This is a genomic window from Burkholderia sp. HAN2018 (genome assembly GCF_024704855.1).
Classification (GTDB): Bacteria; Pseudomonadota; Gammaproteobacteria; order Burkholderiales; family Burkholderiaceae; genus Burkholderia; species Burkholderia cepacia.
The window spans coordinates 1-1590 of the sequence record NZ_QOBB01000490.1; the positions used below are offsets into that span (position 1 = coordinate 1).

At 72.0% G+C, this 1590-nt stretch carries 1 protein-coding gene; it reads left to right on the forward strand.

The window, feature by feature from the left end; translation table 11 throughout:
• Window positions 1-105: 105 nt before the first annotated feature.
• Complete coding sequence (locus DPV74_RS41275) at window positions 106-1407, forward strand: FAD-dependent oxidoreductase (RefSeq protein WP_027787163.1); 1302 nt, start codon at window positions 106-108, stop codon at window positions 1405-1407.
• The last annotated feature ends 183 nt before the right edge of the window (window positions 1408-1590 follow it).

Consider the following 1590-nt stretch of genomic DNA (forward strand, 5'->3'; position numbering starts at 1 on the left):
CGGTTCCCGCGATTTTGGCGCTATCATTCCGGGTTCACCGGGCCCGGGCCCTCAGCGAATTCTCACCGGGCAGCGCCTGCGCGCCGCCCGTCATCGAAGCAATCCATGGATGTCATCGTCATCGGCGGCGGAATCAGCGGCGTCGCCACCGCCTACCAGTTGCGCGCGGCCGGCCATCGCGTATGCGTGGTCGAACGCCACGCGACCGTCGCGCAGGGTGCGACCTACGGCGACGGCGGCGCGCTGCTGCCGAGCCCGCTCGACGTCTGGTTCGGCCCGACCTTCATGCGCCAGCGCCAGCCGCGCGACAGCGGCATCGTCTACAAGCCCGGCTTCAACGGCGGCGTACGGCGCTTCGTCAAGCAGCTCGGCAGGCTGCGCGAGCCCGACGCGTTCGCCGCGCAGTACACGCGGCTGCGGCCGCTGATCGACGCGTCGCGCGACGCGCTCGCCGACATCGAGACGCGCCTCGAGCTCGAGTTCGAGCAGAAGCCCGGCATCCTGCACGTCGTGCGCGATCCGCGCGACTGGGAAGCGATGCAGCCCGCGCTCGACCTGCTGCGCACGCTCGACCAGCCGTACCGCGTGCTCTCCGCAGACGAATGCGCGGCACTCGAGCCGTCGGTGCCGGCCGAGCCCGGTTTCGCCGGCGGCGTGCTGCTCGAGACCGAACGCACCGGGAATTGCCCGCTGTTCGCGAAACTGGTCAAGCAGACGCTCGACGAGCACGGCGTGCAGTTCCGCTTCGGCGCGGAAGTCGCCGCGATCCGCGTCGACAACGGCCGCGCAGCGGTCGAGCTCGTCCCGCCCGGCGACCGCCACGCGTCGAACGCCCGCGACGTCGACGTGATTTCCGCCGATGCAATCGTGGTCGCCGCCGGCGCCGGCAGCCTGCCGCTGCTCGACCGCCTCGGCTGGCGCCTGCCGCTGCACCCGGTGCGGGTCCATGCGCTGACCGCGCCGGTCGCCTACGAAGAACATGCGCCGCACCTGAACGTCATCGATTCGATCAAGCGCATCTCGATCACGCGCACCCACCAGCGGCTGCGCGTCGGTGGCGGCGCCGTGCTGCAGAGCCTGCCCGACACTGCGAAGCCGCTCGCCGAGCCGCTGTCCGAGGCCGCGCTCGCATTGCTCGGCCAGGCCGTCCACGACTGGGTGCCCGGTGCCGCGAGGATCTCGGCCGCGCTGTCCTGGCAAGGTACGCAACTGCTGTCGCCGGACGGCCTGCCGGTCGTCGGTCCGACCCCGCATCCGCGTGTATTCGTCAATTTCGGGCATGGCCCGGCCGGCTGGGGGCTCGCATGCGGGTCTGCTAAAGTGGTGACCGACTACCTGGGCGGCGACGTGCAGCACTGGCGCGCCGACACGCTCGCCGCGCTAAGCGCCGGGCGCTTCACGACCTGACCGCCGCGGGGCCCGTCCCCGGCGGCCGCCTTGCCAGCCGCCGCGACCCGGCGATGACCCCGCGATGACCGTTACCCTTCCGCTTCCCGATTCCGCTCCGATCGCGCTGCTGCGCGTCGCCGACCTGCGCACGGCCGAAGCCGACGCAGCCGCGGCGCTGCCGCCGCATACGCTGATGGGTCG